We start from the raw sequence: 15,234 nt of genomic DNA, 5'->3' as shown, positions 1-15,234 counted from the left end.
GCTGTACAAGGATGCAGCCTGTCGCTAAGTTTGTTGCGAACGGTACCGTGCGTTCGGGGGGAACATGAACGGGAACACCGTGTACGCGAAGACGCCTGCCGGCCAGCAGGAGATCGGGGAGCGCAAGGCCGGCCTGGACATCCGCCAGCGGCGGCTGCTGATCCTGGTCGACGGGCACCGCTCGGCCGACGAGCTGGCCCGGCTGTCCGGCCTGCCGGACGTGCCCGCCCTGCTCGAGGGCCTCCAGGCCAAGGGACTGGTCGCGCCCTCCGGCGCCCTGGCCGGTCCGGCACCACCGGCCGCCGCGCCGGCGGCGGCCGTCCCCGGCCCCGCCGTCCCGGTCGGCGACCTGCGCGAGCGCCGCCGCCGCGCCGCCCACGCGGTCAACGAGATGCTCGGCCCGATGGGCGAGGACCTGGCGCTCAGGCTCGAAGAGGCCGGCAGCGCCGAGGCGCTCGGGGAATGGCTGGAACGGGCCCGCAGGATGGTCGGCGACGTGCGCGGCAAGGCCGCCCTCGCCCGCTTCGAGCAATTGCTCGAGGAAGACTAGTCCCGCGCCGGAAACAGCAGTTCGCGCAGGCCGTAGCGACCGGGCGGACACCCGGCCAGCCGCGTCGCGGCCACCAGCGCGCCCTGGGCGAAGATGTCGCGGTCGCCCGCCCGGTGGACCAGCTCGATCCGCTCCCCCGTGCCGGTGAACTGGACCAGGTGCTCGCCGACGATGTCGCCGGCGCGCAGGCTGGCATAGCGCGGCCGCGCCCCGCCCCGCGCCGCCGATTCGCCCAGCGCCAGCGCGGTACCGGAGGGCGCGTCGCGCTTGTGCACGTGGTGCGACTCGACGATGTCGCAGTCCCAGCCGGGCAGCGCTGCGGCCGCGCGCTCGACCAGTTCGTCCAGCACCGCCACGCCCACGCTGAAGTTGGCCTGCCACAACACCGGAATCCGGGTGCCGGCGGCGTCCAGCGCCGCGCGCTGCGGCCCGGACAGGCCGGTGGTCCCGGACACCAGCGCCCGGCCGCGCGCCTGGCACAGGGCGAGCACCGGGTCGAAGCCCCCGGGCAGGCTGAAGTCGATCGCGACGTCGAAATCCGGCACCCCGGACAACTCGGAGGCGGCGAAGACCGGGATACCGTCCTGCACCCGCTGGTCCACCGTGCGCTGCACCGCCGCCGCCACCTCGACGTCGTCGCGCTGCGCCGCCAGGCGCAGCAGCGCGCGCCCCATGCGGCCGGAGGCACCGTGGATCAGCAATCGGACGGGCGTCGGCATGGCGGCAGGCTATCCGCGCGGCCGGTCCCCGGCAAGCCCGGGGCGTGCCCGCCTCAGGAGGTCATGCGTTCCCAGAAGCCGCGCACGCCGTCGACGAAGGTGCTGGACTTGGGCGAATGCCGCCGCGCGCCCTCGCCCACGAAGGTGGCCTCGAACTTCTCCAGCAGTTCGCGCTGCTCGGCGGTGAGGTTGACCGGGGTTTCCACCACCACCTTGCAGTAGAGGTCGCCGCGCGCGCGGCTGCGCACCGAGCGGACGCCCTTGTCGCGCAGGCGGAACACCTTGCCGCTCTGGGTTTCGGCCGGGATCCGGATCTCGGCCTCGCCGTCGAGCGTGGGCACGCGCACGGTATCGCCCAGCGCGGCCTGGGAGATGCGGATCGGCACCTCGCAGTGGAGGTCGTCGCCGTCGCGCTCGAAGATCGGATGCGGACGCACCCGCACCTCGACGTACAGGTCGCCCGGGGGCGCGCCCGCCGGCCCGGCCTCGCCCTCCCCGGCCAGGCGGATGCGGTCGCCGGAATCGACCCCGGCGGGCACCTTCACCGACAGCACCTTGCGCTGCTCGATCCGGCCGTTGCCGTGGCAGGTCCGGCACGGGTTGGCGATGGTCTGGCCACGGCCGTGGCAGTGCGGGCATGGCTGCTGCATCGAGAAGATGCCACGCTGGAAGCGGACCTGGCCGCGGCCCAGGCAGGTCGCGCAGGTCTCGAGCTTGCGGTCCTGCGAGCCGGTGCCGTCGCAGTCGTCGCATTCGGCCAGGGTCGGGATCTCGATGCGCTTCTCCACGCCCGAGACCGCCTCCTCCAGGTCCAGCTCCATCACGTAGCCGACGTCGGCGCCGCGGCGCGGCCCGCGCCCGGCGCCGCCGCCGAAGATGTTGCCGAAGATGTCGCCGAAGATGTCGCCCATGTCCGGGCCGAAGCCCGGTCCGGGGCCGCCCCCGCCCATGCCGTGCTCGAACGCGGCGTGGCCATGCTGGTCGTACATCCGGCGCTTGCCGCCGTCCGACAGCACCTCGTAGGCCTCCTTGCACTCCTTGAACGCGGCCTCGGCGGCCTTGTCGCCCGGGTTGCGGTCCGGGTGGTACTTCATCGCGCAGCGGCGATAGGCCTTCTTGATGTCGGCCTCGCTGGCGTCGCGGGAGACACCGAGGACTTCGTAATAGTCGCGTTTCATCGGGCCTGGAACCGGAAATCGGGAATCGTGGATCGGAGGCCCAGCGGGCGCTCGGCGGACGGGCAACGGCGCGGGACCGGACGCCCGGCCGGGCGCATGGCGCCCGCCGGACCCCGGTCACGCGCCGCCGGCGTCACTTCTTCTCGTCGTCCTTGACCTCGGTGAACTCCGCGTCGACCACGTCGTCGCCCCCCGGCGCGGGGCCGGCGCCGGCGTCCGCGCCCGGCTGCTGGGCGGCCGCGGCGGCCGCGAACAGCGACTGCGCCGCCTCCTCCAGGGCCTTGGTCCTGGCTTCGATCTGGGCCTTGTCGTCGCCCTTCATCGCCGCCTCGACGTCGGCGATCGCCGACTCGACCCGGCCGATCACGTCGCCCGGCACCTTGTCGCCGTTGTCCTTGATCGCGGTGCGCGCCGAGTGCACCAGCGCATCGGCCTGGTTGCGCGCGCCCACCAGTTCCTGGAACTTCCTGTCCTCCTCGCGGTGCGCCTCGGCGTCGGCGACCATCCGCTGGATCTCCTCGTCCGACAGGCCCGATCCGGCCTTGATCTCGACCTTCTGCTCCTTGCCGGTCTTCTTGTCCTTGGCCGTCACGTGGACGATGCCGTTGGCGTCGATGTCGAACGACACCTCGATCTGCGGCATGCCGCGCGGCGCCGGCTCGATGCCGGTCAGGTCGAAGCGGGCCAGCGACTTGTTGTAGCGGGCCTGCTCGCGCTCGCCCTGCAGCACGTGCACGGTCACGGCCGACTGGTTGTCCTCGGCGGTGGAGAACACCTGCGAGGCCTTGGTCGGGATCGTGGTGTTCTTCTCGATGATCTTGGTGAACACGCCACCCAGGGTCTCGATGCCCAGGCTCAGCGGGGTCACGTCGAGCAGCAGCACGTCCTTGACGTCGCCGGCCAGCACGCCGCCCTGGACCGCGGCGCCGATGGCCACGGCCTCGTCGGGGTTGACGTCCTTGCGCGGATCCTTTCCGAAGAACTCCGAAACCGCCTGCTGCACCTTGGGCATGCGGGTCTGGCCGCCAACCAGGATCACCTCGCTGATGTCGCTGGCGCGCAGGCCGGCGTCGTTGAGCGCGGTGCGGCACGGCTCGAGGGTCTTCTTCACCAGGTCGTCGACCAGCGCCTCGAGCTTGGCCCGGGTCAGCTTGATGTTCAGGTGCTTCGGGCCCGAGGCGTCAGCCGTGATGTACGGCAGGTTGACCTCGGTCTGCTGCGAGCTCGACAGCTCGATCTTGGCGCGCTCGGCGGCGTCCTTCAGCCGCTGCAGGGCCAGCGGGTCCTTGCGCAGGTCCAGCCCCGAGTCCTTCTGGAACTCCTCGACCAGGTAGTCGATCACGCGCTTGTCGAAGTCCTCGCCACCGAGGAAGGTGTCGCCGCTGGTGGCGAGCACCTCGAACTGCTTCTCGCCGTCGATCTCGGCGATCTCGATGATCGAGATGTCGAAGGTGCCGCCGCCCAGGTCGTACACGGCCACCTTGCGGTCGCCGCCGGCCTTGTCCAGGCCGTAGGCCAGCGCGGCCGCGGTCGGCTCGTTGATGATGCGCTTGACGTCGAGGCCGGCGATGCGGCCGGCGTCCTTGGTCGCCTGGCGCTGGGAGTCGTTGAAGTAGGCCGGGACCGTGATCACGGCCTCGGTGACCTTCTCGCCCAGGTAGTCCTCGGCGGTCTTCTTCATCTTCTCCAGGATGCGCGCCGAGACCTCCTGCGCCGAAAGCTTCTTGCCCTCGCTGGTCGCAACCCAGGCATCGCCATTGTCGTGCTCGACGATCGCGTACGGCACCAGGCCGAGGTCCTTCTTGACCTCGGAGTCGGTGAACTTGCGGCCGATCAGGCGCTTGACCGCGTAGAAGGTGTTCTTGGGGTTGGTGACGGCCTGGCGCTTGGCGGACGCGCCGACGAGCACCTCGCCGTCCTTGGTATAGGCCACGACCGACGGCGTGGTGCGGTCACCTTCGCTGTTCTCGATGACCTTGGCCTTGCCGCCGTCCATGATCGCCACGCACGAGTTGGTCGTGCCCAGGTCGATGCCGATGATCTTTGCCATGGTGGGTTTCCCTCTGGAATCTGTTCTGCTGGCGGCAGGCCGCCGATGCTGGCTATCTGGGGCTGGGGCGGCGCCGCTTCAAGCGCCGCGCCGCGGATTCAGGCGCCTTCCTCCCCCGCCACCGACACCAGGGCCGGCCGCAGGAGCTGGTCGTGGAGCACGTAGCCCTTCTGGAACACCTGGAACACGGTTCCGGCCGGGACCTCGGCGGTCTGGACCACGCTCATCGCGTTGTGGCGCTCGGGGTCGAACGCATCGCCCGGGGCCGGGGCGACCTCGACCAGGCCGTTGTTCTCGCACACGCGCGACAGTTCGCGCAGGGTCAGGACCACACCGTCGCGCATCGGGTCCTCGGCGGCGGCGGCGTTGAGCGCGGCCTCGAGGCTGTCGAACACCGGCAACAGCTCGCCAAGCAGCTGCCTGTTGGCGAAACGGCAGGCGTTGCGCACGTCGCGCTCCAGACGTTTGCGCTGGTTCTCCATGTCGGCGCGGTCGACCAGCATCTGGGCACGGAGCTGCTCGAGCTCGGCCTCCAGCATCTGGATCCGCTCCTCGGCGGTGGGCGTGGGCTGCTGTTCACCGGCCGCGGGCGCGGCCTCTTCTCGCATCGGTTCGGTGGTCATGTCCTGGCTGCTGGGCGGTCGTCAGGCCGCCGATCCGCCCAGCTATGGGGCCGGCGGTTCCGGATTCAAGGCGGCGCCCAGGACCTCGGCGGTGGCCTGGACCACCGGGATCACCCGGTCGTAGGCCATCCGGGTCGGGCCGATCACGCCCAGCACCCCCAGCACCTTGCCGGGGCCGCCGTAGGGCGCGGTCACCAGCGATACGCCTTCCAGCGGGGCCAGGCCGGTCTCCTCGCCGATGAAGATCCGCACCCCGGGGGCGCGGATGGTGCGCTCGAGCAGCTGCAGGATCTCGCGCTTGCGGGCGAAGGCCTCGAACAGCTCGCGCAACCGGTCCAGGTCGCTCAGGTCCTGCACCCCGATCAGGCGGTTCTGCCCGGCCAGGACCATGTCGTCGCCGTCGGCGGGGGCGAGCGCCTGCTCGGCCAGTTCGACCGTGTGCGAGAGCAGTGCCTCCATCTCGTCGCGCGCGGCCTGCAGCTCGCGCACCAGGGTGGCGCGGATCTCGGCCATCGGCCGGCCGGCGAAACTGGCGTTGAGGTAGTTGGCCACGCGCTCGAGCTCGGAGGCGTCGTACGCGCGCCGCACCTGGATGATCCGGTTCTGCACGTCGCTGTCGGCAAACACCAGGATCGCCATCACCCGCTGCGCGTCGAGCGGCACGAAGTCGATGTGGCGGAACGCGAACTGCTCGCGCCGGGGCACCGAGACCACGCCGACGAACCGGGTCATCGCCGAGACCAGTTCCGACGCGCTGCCCAGCAGCGCCTGGGTGCTGCCACCGCCGCTGCCGGCGAGTTCGCCCCGCAGCCGCGCCACCTCGGCGTTGGGCAGCGGCTGGACCTGCAGCAGGGTGTCGACGAACACCCGGTAGCCCTGGGCGGTGGGCACCCGCCCGGCCGAGGTGTGCGGGGCCGACAGCAGCCCCTGCTCCTCGAGGTCGGCGAGGATGTTGCGGATCGTCGCCGGGCTCACGTCCAGCCCCGAATGGCGCGCCAGCGTCTGCGAGCCGACCGGCTCTCCGTCGCGGATGTGGCGCGCGATCAGCGTGCGCAGCAACTGCCGCGCGCGGGCGTCGAGTCGGGCGTGGGGTGTCGCGTTCGCCATCGTCCCCGATTAAATCGCCGCCCTCCCCTTCCCGCAAGCCGGGGCCGGAGGCGGATGTGGGCCCGGCCGGCCGCAAGGGCCCCATCCGCCCCGGCCGCCCCGGCCGCCCCGGCCGCGCCGGGCGCGCCGGGCGCCGCGCCGGGCGCCGGCGTCTCGGATCCTGCGATGGCGGCGACTAGACTAGGCGCCATGCTCAGACGCCTGGCCATCCGCGATTTCGCCGTCGTCACCGCGTCCGAACTCGAGTTCGGCCCGGGCATGACCGTGATCTCCGGCGAGACCGGCGCCGGCAAGTCGCTGCTGGTCGATGCCCTGGGGTTCCTGTCGGGGCTGCGCGCGGACGCCGGCATGGTCCGCCACGGCGCCAGCCGCGCCGAACTGCACGCCGAGTTCGACACCGCCGACGCGCCCGCGGCCCTGGCCTGGTTGCGCGAACAGGAGTTCGACGAGGGCCAGGCCTGCACCCTGCGCCGCACCCTGCGCGCCGACGGCGGGTCGCGCGCCTGGATCAACGGCCGGCCCGCGACCCTCTCCCAGCTGTCGCAGCTGGCCGGCCTGCTGGTGGAAATCCACGGCCAGCACGAGCACCAGGCCCTGCTGGAGAAGTCCAGCCAGCTCGCCCTGCTCGACGCCTTCGGCGGGCACGACCGGGAACTGGCCGCGGTGCGCGGGGCGGCGGCGCGCTGGAGCGCGCTCGAGCGCGAGCGCGACACCCTGTCCCGGACCGGCGACGTCGCCGAGCGGATCGCCTGGCTCGACCACCAGATCGGCGAACTCGACCGCGAGGATCTGCGTCCCGAAGCGATCGAGGCGCTGGTCGCCGGCCACCGCCGGCTGGCCCATGCGGCCGGGCTGATGGCCGCCTGCGACGGCGCCCTGTCGGCGCTGTCGGGCGACGACGGCCCCAGCCTGCTGGACGGGCTGGAACGGCTACGCGGCGGCCTCGCCCGCGAACGCGCCCACGAGCCGCGGCTGGACGAGGTCGATGCCCTGCTCGATTCGGCCGCGATCCAGCTCGGCGAGGCCGCGCTGGCGCTGCAACGCATCCGCGACGACCTCGACCTGGACCCGGCCCGGTTCGAGGAGCTCGACGCCACCCTGGGCCGGCTGCACGACCTGGCGCGCAAGCACCGGGTCGCTCCGGGCGAGCTGGAGGCCCGCCGCGACGCGTTCGAGGCCGAGCGCGAATCGCTGCTCGACGCGGGCGCGCGCCTGCAGGGCCTGGACGCCGAGATCGCGGCCGCCGCCGAGGCCTGGCGTTCGGCTGCGGACGCCCTGGGCCGCGCGCGCGCCGCGGCGGCCGAACGCCTGTCGGCCGCTACCACCGCCCTGATCGCCGAACTGGGCATGGGCGGCGGGCGCTTCGAGGTCGCACTCGAACCCCTGGCGCGCGACCGGCCCGATCCGCAGGGCGGCGAACGGGCCGAGTTCCTGGTCTCGGCCAACGCCGGCCAGCCGCCGCGCCCGCTGCGCCGGGTGGCCTCGGGCGGCGAACTGTCGCGGATCTCGCTGGCGATCGAGGTCGCCGCGCTGGGGTCGGACGCGGTGCCGACCATGGTCTTCGACGAGGTCGACTCGGGCATCGGCGGCGCCGTGGCGGAGATCGTCGGGCAGAAGCTGCGCGCGCTCGGCGCCAGCCGCCAGGTGCTGTGCGTCACCCACCTGCCGCAGGTGGCCGCGCAGGGACACGCCCACTACCGGGTCAGCAAGGCCGACCGCGACGGCCTCACCCACAGCTCGGTCGAACTGCTCGGACCGAAGCAGCGCCAGGAAGAGCTGGCGCGCATGCTTGGCGGCGTGGAGGTGTCGCGGGAAGCCCGTGCCGCCGCGCGCAGGCTGCTCGCCGGACACGTGGCCTGAGCCGGAGCCCGGCACCGGGCCGGTCGCGGCGGCGCCGCGGCGCGGCTCAGCGCTTCTTGCGCACGTACAGCACCAGCGAATGCTCGTCGAGGATGTAGCCATGCTCGCTGGCGATCTTGTGCAGCAGCTCGACGATCTGCGGGCTCTCGAACTCGGTGATCTGCCCGGTGTTCATGTCCACCATGTGGTAGTGGTGGTCGCCGCGGTCGAGCTCGTACAGGGCGTGGCCGCCCTCGAAGTTGTGCTTGATGACCAGGCCCGCGGCCTCGAACTGCGTCAGGACGCGGTAGACCGTGGCCAGGCCGATCTCGTCGCCCTGCTCCAGGAGCTGGCGGTAGATGTCTTCGGCCGTCATGTGCTGGCGCGGGGTGTTCCGCTCCAGCAGCGCGAGGATCCGCATCCGCGGATGCGTGACCTTGAGGCCGGCCTTGCGCAAATCCATCGATTCCATGGGGTCTCCGTTCACAGGCGGTTGAACGCCAGCTGCCTGGGATGCCGGTGGCGAGGCGCCCGGAGTGTATCATCGCGGCAGTCCCGCCGCCCTTTCGCAGGCCCGCGTTCCATGACCATGTCCCGCTTCGCGTTCGTCGCCCTGATCGCCCTGGCCACCGCCGGCTGCGGCATGCTTTACAAACAGCCGATCTACCAGGGCAACCTGATCGAGAAGGACGCGGTGGAACAGCTGCAGGCGGGCATGGACAAGCAGCAGGTGCTGGTGCTGCTGGGAACACCGTCGATCGCCGATCCGTTCCACCATCAGCGCTGGGACTACACCGCGACCCAGCGCACCAGCCGGCGCGGGCATACCGAGGTCAGGAACCTGACCCTGTGGTTCGAGAACGACCGCCTGGCGCGCTGGGAAGGCGACTACTTCCCCGAGCAGGACAAGGAACTGTCCGAACGCATGCGCCGCTTCGGCAACCTGCCGAAGGAAAAGGGCAACCGGCGGCGCTAGCGCCCGGCCCTAGCGCCGCCCGCGTCCGGCCTGCGCCTGCGCCCGCCGCCGGCGGCGCTCGTTGGGGTCGGCGACCAGCGGCCCCAGCAGCTCGATCCGGTCGCCCCCGGCCAGCGGCGTGTCCTCGCGCACGCGCGTGCCGTGGACCGCCACCCCGGCCACGCCGTCCAGCGGCAGCCGGGTCGCCGCCAGGGCGTCGGCGACCGTGGCGCCGCGGGGCAGGTCCAGCTCCTCGGCGTCGAAGCGTTCCGGCCAGGCCCGGACCACCTGCACCCGCATCGCCGTCAGCCTCCGTCGGCCACGCGCACGAAGTCGTCCACCATCCGGTCAGCCAGCCCGCGCATGCCCAGCGACAGCACCGGCAGCATCAGCGCCCGCTGCGGCTCGAAATCCAGGCGTAGCGACACCTTGCAGGCGCTTTCGTCCAGCGCATGGAACAGCCAGCGTCCACGCAGCCGGCGGAAGGGACCGTCGCGCAGGTCCATGTCGATCCGGTGCGGGGGATCGAGCGTGTTCTCGGTGGTGAACCAGGTGCGGAAGCCCGCCAGGCCCAGTTCCAGCCGCGCCAACATCCGCCCCTCGCCCTGCTCCAGCACCTCGGCGCGCTCGCACCACTGGAAACGGCGGGGATAGGCGGGGACGTCGTTGACCAGGTCGAACATCCGGTTGACGGAGTGCTCGACCAGGGCGCTGCGTTCGATCGTGGGCATCTGGCTCGCGTCGCCGGCCGCCTTCGGGGAGAATGGCCGGATGGGAAAAAAGAGCGGAAAGGATAAGGCAAACGGCGACCGGACCATCGCCCTGAACCGGCGCGCGCGCCACGACTACCACCTCGAACAGCGGTTCGAGGCCGGGATCGCGCTGCAGGGCTGGGAGCTCAAGGCCATCCGCGCCGGCCGCGCCAGCATCGGCGAGGCCTACGCCGTGGTCCGCGACGCCGAACTCTACCTGTTCGGCGCCCAGATCACCCCGCTCACCCAGGCCTCGACCCACGTGGTCGCCGACGCCCAGCGGACCCGCAAGCTGCTGCTGCACCGGCGCGAGATCGACAATCTGGTCGGCCGGGTCCAGCGCGAAGGCTACACCCTGGTGCCGACCGCGATGTACTGGAAGGGCAACAAGGTCAAGGTCGAGCTGGCCCTGGCCAAGGGCAAGCAGGCCCACGACAAGCGCCAGGCCGCGCGCGACCGCGACTGGTCGCGCGACCGCCAGCGGCTGCTGCGCGCGCACAACCGCGACGCCTGAACGGCCCGCGGCAGCGGGGTCGATGCGGCCCGGTCAATGCGGTTCGTGGGGGGGCTCGGGGGCGCGCTCGGGCAAGGTGAACCGGAAGGTCGCTCCCTCCCCCACCGCGGCCTCGGCGCTGATTCCGCCACCGTGGCGCTCGACGATGCGCTTGACCGTGGCCAGGCCGATGCCATGGCCCTCGAACTCGTCGGCGCCGTGCAGGCGCTGGAACGGCCGGAACAGCTTCGATGCGTAGGCCGGCTCGAAGCCGGCACCGTTGTCGCGCACCCGCAGCGCCAGCATCCCGGGCGCCGGCGGCGCGTCGGGGTCGCGGCCGAACTCGATCCGCGCGTCCGCACGGCCCGCGGTGAACTTCCAGGCGTTGCCGAGCAGGTTCTGCAGCAGGTTGCGCAGCAGCGCCGGGTCGCCGCACGCTTCCAGGCCGGGCTCCACCACCGCCTCGACCGTCCGGCCCGGCTCCCCCTGCCGCAGTTCGGCCAGGACCTCGCCGGCCAGGCGGCTCAGGTCCACCTGCGTGCGTTGCAGTGGTTCGCGCGTGATCCGGGACATCTTCAGCAGGGCGTCGATCAACGCGTCCATGCGGTTGGCGGCCTTGCGCACCCGGGCCAGGTAGTCCTGTCCGTCCGGCCCGATCGCGTCGCCGAAGCGTTCGCCCAGCAGGCGGCTGAAGCCTTCCACCGTGCGCAGCGGCGCGCGCAGGTCGTGCGAGACGCTGTAGGCGAACGACTCGAGTTCGTGGTTGGCCAGGGTGAGCTCGCGCGTGCGCTGCTCGACCCGCGCCTCGAGGGTACGGTTGAGCAGCCGCACCTCGCGCTCGGCCCGCACCCGGTCGGTCACATCCTCCACCTGCACGAGGCTGGCGACGTCGCTGCCGACGTCGCCCGGGACCGGCGAGCGCACCAGCTCCACCAGCCGGATGTCGCCGTCGCTGCGCAGCAGCTTGCAGGTGGCGGTGGAATAGCTGTCCCCCTGGGCGACGCCCGTCCCCGGATCGACGAACCGCGAATCCAATACCGTGCCGGGGAGGCTGGCCGGGGCCACGCCGAGGATCCGCGCCAGCGCCGGGTTGGCCTCGACGATCCGCCCCTGCCGGTCCAGCAGGGCGATGCCGCCGGCCGAATAGAGCATGGCGTTGCGGAAGCGCTGCTCGCTGCGCCGGTAGGACTCGCTCATTGCTTCGGCCAGGCGCTCGGCGCGCGACTGGGTGTGCGCCAGGGTCAGCACCACCGCGAACAGCAGGAACGAGACGATCAGGCCCGCGGCGACGCTGGTGCGCAGGTCCGCGCCGGCACCGGCGGCGCCGGCCGTGCGCAGCGCCGACTGGAAATCCACCCGCCAGGTGCGCCCATACAGCTCGACTGTCTCGGAGTGGCGCAACGTCTCCGGCTCCGGATCGGCCCTGAACTCCGGATCGACGTAGACCTCGATGCCGGGCCCGCCCTGCCCGAGGTCCACGATCCGCAGCAGCTGGCCCGAGTCGAGCTGGCGCAGCGCGCTCTCCATGAAGGTGCGCACGTGGAAGGGCGCGTACACCCAGCCCGACATCGCCGTGCGCCGCGCCTGCAGGTTGGCCGGCTGGATGCCGTTGGCGTAGATCGGCGCGTACATCAGCAGGCCGTTGCGGCGCCCGTCCCCGCCGCGCTGGATCAGCTCGACCGGGGCGCTGAGCCGGACCTGGCCGGTGTCGCGGGCGGCCGCCATCGCCTCCCGCCGCACCGGGTGCGAGAACATGTCGAAGCCCAGCGCGCTGCGGTTGCCGATCGACTGCGGCTCCAGCATCAGGATCGGGCCGTAGATCGCGCGCGCGCCGTGCGGCCGGATCTGGAACAGGCCCTTGCCCTCGTCGCGCATCGCCAGCTGCAGGGCCTCCAGGTCGGTGCGGCGCAGGTACGGCACGTAGCCCAGGCCCAGCAGCCCCTCGAACTGGTGCTCGATGTCCAGCCCGCCCACGTAGTCGCGCCACTGCCGCTCCGTGGGCCGCGAGACCGACCAGTACAGCGACACCCCGCCGCGCAGGGCCAGCTCGTAGTGCAGCAGGCGCTGGCGCAGCAGGGTCAGGACCTCGTCGCTCTGGCTTTCGAACGCGGCCTGCGCGGCCCGCTGCTCGCGCTCGCCGGCGGTGCGTGCGTACATCCACACCATCAGCAGCGATCCGAGCAGGATCACCACCGCCAGCAGGTAGCCCCGCCGCAGCGACGGGCGGGCGGTCCCCGGCGTGCCTTCCTCGGGCGGAGTGCGCGACATCGCCACAGCATACCGGCCCATCCGCCGCCGGTGGGCCTGAACGGGGGCCGCGGGCGCCCTTGCGTGGCGCCCGGGCGCCCATATACTGCCAGTGTCAGCGTGATCGACGCTCCCGGGGGTGAATTGGCTTCGACGGGGGTCGCGAAATCACCTGGTGCATGCCGAGGGGGCAGCTTTCCTCGTTAATCCAGCGGCAAACTCATAGTTGCCAACGACGACAACTACGCTCTCGCCGCTTAAGGCGTAAGCCCCGAACCCACTTGTGCCCGTGCTCGTGGATGTAGGGTCATCATCACGGGAACCAGCCGCGGCGGCCGCCTGTCTGCCACGGCTGAACTCACAGGCTGGTTCCCGGGCGCGCTTCGCACGCCGTGCTGCCCGGGGACGAGATCCAACGGCGGGCTAAGCATGTAGGACCGGGGATGGAGTGCCTTCGGACGGCGGTTCGACTCCGCCCACCTCCACCAATACCAAAACCCCCAACCGTTCTCGGTTGGGGTTTTTTCTTGCCCGATCGCGCCGACTCCCGCGTGTTCGCGGGGATTCCTGCGGAAGCCTGTGGACTTCGGCGTCCGGCCCCTGGCCCCGTCCAGGGCCACCTTCCACTCTCTCCTGGCCATTTTTCTCTCCGGCCTCGCTCCCCCGGACACGCCCGAAGTCCGCAAAGGCCGCGAACGCAACGCATACAAATCAAAGAGTTACGCGCGGACGAATCAAGCGGTTTGATTGCAGCATCGGCAGGCAAAGGAAACTATGCCCGTTGTGTTTTGTCGGTAATTATTGACAACTACCGACGTTCCGCAACATTATGGCGGCATGGACAGTTCACACCAGAGCATTCTGAAACTTGCCGCCCAGCGCGGCCTTATTCGTCCACGTGATCTCAATGAGCGCGGGCTGCCCACTGTCGCCCTCACGCGGCTGGTGCGGCAAGGGCTGCTCCAGCGCGTGGGACGGGGCCTGTATGCGATTCCGGACCGGCCCGTCTCGGAGCACGGCGCGCTGGCCGAAGTGGCACGCAAACACCCGCAGGCCATCGTCTGCCTGCTGTCGGCACTGCGCGTGCACGAACTCACCACACAGTCGCCATTCGAGGTCTGGCTGGCCATCCCGAACAAGGCGCGCGCGCCAAAGATGGATTATCCCCCGCTGCGCATCGTGCGCTTCTCTGGCGCAGCGCTGACGGAGGGGATCGAGGAACACTCCGTCGATGGTGTGCCGGTGCGCGTGACCAACGTCGCCCGGACGGTGGCCGACTGCTTCAAATTCCGCAACAAGATCGGCCTCGATGTCGCGCTGGAGGCGCTGCAGGAAGCCTGGCGCGCCAAGCGTGTCAGCATGGATGAGCTGTGGCGCTTTGCTGAGCTGTGCCGAGTGGCCAATGTGATGCGGCCCTACATGGAAAGCCTGTCATGAACCAACGCAACATAGCCGCCTCGGTGCGCGCCCGACGGCTCAATCGCGCACGCGACACCCAGCAGGACTTCAATCTGGTCTTGACCCGCTATGCGCTCGAGCGTCTGCTGTACCGGCTCAGCATCTCGCCTCACGCCGACCAGTTCCTGCTGAAAGGCGCGCTGCTGTTCGACTTGTGGTTCGATGTCCCGCATCGTCCGACGCGCGACGCGGATTTCCTGAGCTTTGGCCCGGCCGAGCTGCCGCACCTCGAAGGTGTCTTCAAGGAAGTCTGCGCCATCGACACCGGCGACGGCGTGACGTTTCGGCCGGACACCGTCCAGGCAGCCGAGATTCGCAAGGAGGCCAACTACGCCGGCGTGCGCGTCACCTTGCTCGGACTGATCGATGGGGCACGTTGCCCGATCCAGGTTGACATCGGCTTCGGCGATGCCGTCACGCCAGGGCCCGAGGATGTTCACTACCCCGTGATGCTGCCGGAATTCGACGCGCCGAAGCTGCGCGTCTATCCACGCTACACCGTGGTGGCGGAAAAGCTGGAGGCGTTGGCCTCGCTCGGCATCGCCAACAGCCGCATGAAGGATTACTTCGATCTCTGGATCTTGTCGCGTTACACCGACTTCGACGGCGACACCCTGCGCCGCGCCCTCCGGGCGACCTTCGATCGCCGCAAGACGGCACTGCCCACGGATGCCCCCCTCGGCCTGAGTGATGGTTTTGTGCAGGACGCCCAGAAGCAGACACAGTGGCAGGCGTTTCTTGGGAAGAACAAGATCGAAGCGCTGAGCCTGGAGGACGTCGTGGCGACGCTTCGCGATTTTTTGCTTCCCGTCATCACGGCAGCGAACGCCGACACCCACCATCCGCAGCACTGGCAGGCTGGCGGCCCGTGGTCGCCAGTGGCGGGTTGAAGCGCGTCAGAGCCCAATCCGCGTGCGCTGCTCCTCCCACAGCGCTGGTGGATCGACCGCCAGATCGAACAGAGTGATGTGGTTCGGCAGCGCGTCGTCGAGGATGGCGGCCACGATGTCCGGCGCCAGCGTGGTCAGGTTGACCATCCGGCTCACGTAGCTGTTGTCGATCCCCTCCCGCGCGGCGATCTCCTTCAGTGACTTCGCTTCCCCCGACTCCAGCATGGCCAGCCAGCGGTGCCCCCTCGTAAGCTTCCCCGTCAAGCACACAACGCAAAAGTAGAACTTTCCTCGTATTGCTGGCGGACCTCGGCGGGCGTGAGATCGCCGAGGGAATCGTGGGGGCGCTCCTCGTTGTACTCGAGCATCCACC

Annotated in this window: 17 protein-coding genes and 1 other RNA gene; 7 read left to right on the top strand and 11 right to left on the bottom strand. The window is 70.7% G+C overall.

What is annotated here, in order from left to right; all coding sequences use genetic code 11:
* Positions 1 to 64: 64 nt before the first annotated feature.
* Positions 65 to 550: a hypothetical protein gene (locus FQY79_RS13015; protein ID WP_146313342.1), complete on the top strand. Its 486-nt coding sequence runs from the start codon at positions 65 to 67 to the stop codon at positions 548 to 550.
* On the opposite strand, the gene dapB is transcribed toward FQY79_RS13015, so the two are convergent.
* From dapB to hrcA, 5 genes are all read right to left on the bottom strand, one after another.
* The gene (gene dapB / locus FQY79_RS13010; protein ID WP_146313341.1) at positions 547 to 1,269 is read right to left on the bottom strand and encodes a 4-hydroxy-tetrahydrodipicolinate reductase; all 723 of its coding nucleotides are present in this window, start codon (positions 1,267 to 1,269) and stop codon (positions 547 to 549) included. The genes FQY79_RS13015 and dapB overlap by 4 nt on opposite strands.
* A 53-nt stretch (positions 1,270 to 1,322) precedes the next feature.
* Positions 1,323 to 2,447, bottom strand: a complete 1,125-nt coding sequence (dnaJ, locus tag FQY79_RS13005) for a molecular chaperone DnaJ (RefSeq protein WP_146313340.1) — start codon at positions 2,445 to 2,447, stop codon at positions 1,323 to 1,325.
* A gap of 133 nt (positions 2,448 to 2,580) precedes the next feature.
* Positions 2,581 to 4,497, bottom strand: a complete 1,917-nt coding sequence (gene dnaK, locus FQY79_RS13000) for a molecular chaperone DnaK (RefSeq protein WP_146313339.1) — start codon at positions 4,495 to 4,497, stop codon at positions 2,581 to 2,583.
* Positions 4,498 to 4,595: 98 nt separating this feature from the next.
* Positions 4,596 to 5,120 carry a nucleotide exchange factor GrpE gene (grpE, locus tag FQY79_RS12995; RefSeq protein ID WP_146313338.1) on the bottom strand — a complete coding sequence of 175 codons (525 nt, stop codon included), beginning with the start codon at positions 5,118 to 5,120 and terminating at the stop codon, positions 4,596 to 4,598.
* 42 nt (positions 5,121 to 5,162) lie between these two features.
* On the bottom strand, positions 5,163 to 6,227 hold the full coding sequence (hrcA, locus tag FQY79_RS12990) for a heat-inducible transcriptional repressor HrcA (RefSeq protein WP_146313337.1): 1,065 nt from the start codon (positions 6,225 to 6,227) through the stop codon (positions 5,163 to 5,165).
* A 189-nt stretch (positions 6,228 to 6,416) separates the two neighbouring features.
* Between hrcA and recN the strand changes: the two genes are divergently transcribed.
* The gene (recN, locus tag FQY79_RS12985) at positions 6,417 to 8,087 is read left to right on the top strand and encodes a DNA repair protein RecN (protein WP_146313336.1); all 1,671 of its coding nucleotides are present in this window, start codon (positions 6,417 to 6,419) and stop codon (positions 8,085 to 8,087) included.
* A 46-nt stretch (positions 8,088 to 8,133) separates the two neighbouring features.
* On the opposite strand, the gene FQY79_RS12980 is transcribed toward recN, so the two are convergent.
* The gene (locus FQY79_RS12980; RefSeq protein ID WP_146313335.1) at positions 8,134 to 8,538 is read right to left on the bottom strand and encodes a Fur family transcriptional regulator; all 405 of its coding nucleotides are present in this window, start codon (positions 8,536 to 8,538) and stop codon (positions 8,134 to 8,136) included.
* A gap of 117 nt (positions 8,539 to 8,655) precedes the next feature.
* Between FQY79_RS12980 and FQY79_RS12975 the strand changes: the two genes are divergently transcribed.
* Positions 8,656 to 9,042: an outer membrane protein assembly factor BamE gene (locus tag FQY79_RS12975; RefSeq protein WP_146313443.1), complete on the top strand. Its 387-nt coding sequence runs from the start codon at positions 8,656 to 8,658 to the stop codon at positions 9,040 to 9,042.
* Positions 9,043 to 9,051: 9 nt separating this feature from the next.
* Here FQY79_RS12975 and FQY79_RS12970 read toward each other — a convergent pair whose 3' ends face one another.
* The gene (locus tag FQY79_RS12970) at positions 9,052 to 9,321 is read right to left on the bottom strand and encodes an RnfH family protein (RefSeq protein ID WP_146313334.1); all 270 of its coding nucleotides are present in this window, start codon (positions 9,319 to 9,321) and stop codon (positions 9,052 to 9,054) included.
* A gap of 5 nt (positions 9,322 to 9,326) precedes the next feature.
* Entirely contained in the window at positions 9,327 to 9,752 is a 426-nt protein-coding gene (locus FQY79_RS12965) for a type II toxin-antitoxin system RatA family toxin (RefSeq protein WP_146313333.1), read from the bottom strand.
* Positions 9,753 to 9,792: 40 nt separating this feature from the next.
* Here FQY79_RS12965 and smpB point away from each other — a divergent pair, with 40 nt between their 5' ends.
* On the top strand, positions 9,793 to 10,287 hold the full coding sequence (gene smpB / locus FQY79_RS12960; protein ID WP_146313332.1) for an SsrA-binding protein SmpB: 495 nt from the start codon (positions 9,793 to 9,795) through the stop codon (positions 10,285 to 10,287).
* A gap of 33 nt (positions 10,288 to 10,320) precedes the next feature.
* Here the strand turns inward: smpB and FQY79_RS12955 are convergent, their stop codons facing one another.
* Positions 10,321 to 12,534 carry a CHASE domain-containing protein gene (locus FQY79_RS12955; RefSeq protein WP_186760047.1) on the bottom strand — a complete coding sequence of 738 codons (2,214 nt, stop codon included), beginning with the start codon at positions 12,532 to 12,534 and terminating at the stop codon, positions 10,321 to 10,323.
* Between the two features lie 114 nt (positions 12,535 to 12,648).
* On the opposite strand from FQY79_RS12955, the gene ssrA reads away from it, so the two are divergent.
* The 3 genes from ssrA to FQY79_RS12940 all read left to right on the top strand — a co-directional run bounded on the left by ssrA (position 12,649) and on the right by FQY79_RS12940 (position 14,861).
* Positions 12,649 to 13,001: a transfer-messenger RNA gene (ssrA, locus tag FQY79_RS12950) on the top strand.
* A gap of 349 nt (positions 13,002 to 13,350) precedes the next feature.
* A complete protein-coding gene (locus FQY79_RS12945; protein ID WP_146313330.1) occupies positions 13,351 to 13,950 on the top strand; it encodes a type IV toxin-antitoxin system AbiEi family antitoxin domain-containing protein in 600 nt (199 codons plus the stop codon).
* Entirely contained in the window at positions 13,947 to 14,861 is a 915-nt protein-coding gene (locus tag FQY79_RS12940; protein ID WP_146313329.1) for a nucleotidyl transferase AbiEii/AbiGii toxin family protein, read from the top strand. The genes FQY79_RS12945 and FQY79_RS12940 overlap by 4 nt, the downstream gene beginning before the upstream one ends.
* Positions 14,862 to 14,867: 6 nt before the next feature.
* Here the strand turns inward: FQY79_RS12940 and FQY79_RS12935 are convergent, their stop codons facing one another.
* Positions 14,868 to 15,125 (bottom strand): hypothetical protein, encoded by a 258-nt coding sequence (locus FQY79_RS12935; protein WP_222434288.1) that lies wholly within the window; start codon positions 15,123 to 15,125, stop codon positions 14,868 to 14,870.
* Positions 15,122 to 15,234, bottom strand: a 113-nt coding sequence (locus FQY79_RS12930) for an integrase core domain-containing protein (protein WP_146313328.1), incomplete at its 5' end; no start/stop codon positions are given. The genes FQY79_RS12930 and FQY79_RS12935, both read right to left, overlap by 4 nt.

It is taken from the genome of Luteimonas wenzhouensis (assembly GCF_007859305.1).
GTDB classification, from domain to species: domain Bacteria; phylum Pseudomonadota; class Gammaproteobacteria; order Xanthomonadales; family Xanthomonadaceae; genus Luteimonas; species Luteimonas wenzhouensis.
This window is presented reverse-complemented; position numbering and strand designations above follow the sequence as displayed.